Source organism: Sphingorhabdus sp. (genome assembly GCF_046292425.1).
Taxonomy (GTDB): Bacteria; Pseudomonadota; Alphaproteobacteria; order Sphingomonadales; family Sphingomonadaceae; genus Sphingorhabdus_B.
Map to the genome: position 1 here is coordinate 1 of NZ_JBKBQV010000094.1, position 966 is coordinate 966.

2 protein-coding genes are annotated in these 966 nt (G+C 49.3%); one reads left to right on the forward strand and one right to left on the reverse strand.

All coding sequences use genetic code 11. The annotated features are described in order from the left end of the window. Positions 1 to 117: 117 nt before the first annotated feature. Complete coding sequence (locus tag ACK4S7_RS13010; protein ID WP_409647657.1) at positions 118 to 528, forward strand: VOC family protein; 411 nt, start codon at positions 118 to 120, stop codon at positions 526 to 528. A gap of 37 nt (positions 529 to 565) precedes the next feature. Here the strand turns inward: ACK4S7_RS13010 and ACK4S7_RS13015 are convergent. Next, the coding region (locus tag ACK4S7_RS13015; RefSeq protein ID WP_409647660.1) for a glutathione S-transferase family protein at positions 566 to 966 on the reverse strand (401 nt) is incomplete at its 5' end.

A 966-nucleotide genomic window follows, 5' to 3' on the forward strand; every position in this document is an offset into this window, starting at 1 on the left:
TTTTCCGTTTTGGATGATTTTTTGGTGATTCAAAATACTTTTGCTATTCTGAGTTCGCAAAAAACGTTCAAATCCGAAATGCTTGCAGATCATGCTGTGCAATCAGGGAGAATCCGAATGACCGATATGATTTTTGTCAACTTTCCTGTCGCTAACCTCCCTCGTGCCATGGCATTTTATACGGCACTTGGTTTCAGCAATAATCCATCCTTCACGGACAACACCGCTGCTTGCATGGTGTGGAACGAAGCCATTAATGTCATGCTTCTGACCTATGAAAAATGGGGTAGTTTCACCACGCGTCCCTTGCCGCCGGTGGGCAGCAGCGAGGTCATGGTCGCTTTATCACTCTCCAGCAAAAAAGCCGTAGACGCGATGAATGATGCGGCCGCTGCGCATGGCGGGGTTGCCGATGTCAACCCTGTGCAGGACCATGGTTTCATGTATGGCCGCGATTTCACTGACCCCGACGGACATGTCTGGGGTCCGTTTTGGATGGATATAACGGCAATGGGGCAAATCGAATAATCGACATTCTACCCGTCAATTAGCCAAAAAGCAGACTTTAGAAATCAACCTGCTCATAATGTTTGGGTGGCGCGATGACTTCCATGCGTTCGGACAATAACGGCCTGAAGCTGGGTCGCGATTTGAACATGGCGTACCACGCCTTCGTTTGTTCGTGTCCGTTCCAGTCAATACCACCTAGATAATCTGCAACCGAAATTTGCGCCGCTGCAGCAAGATCAGCCATGGTCATGGTCGAACCCGCCAGCCATGCGCGATGATCAATCAAATAATCGATGTAATCCAAATGCCCGTTTGCCAGTTTCATGGCTTCGCGTAACACTTTGGATTCAGGTGGCTGCCGGTCAAACAATCGCTTTTTCATGCGTTCATGCAAAAGCGGCTGCGTGACATCGCCGTAAAATTGCTCATCGAACCACGACACCAACCGGCGGATTT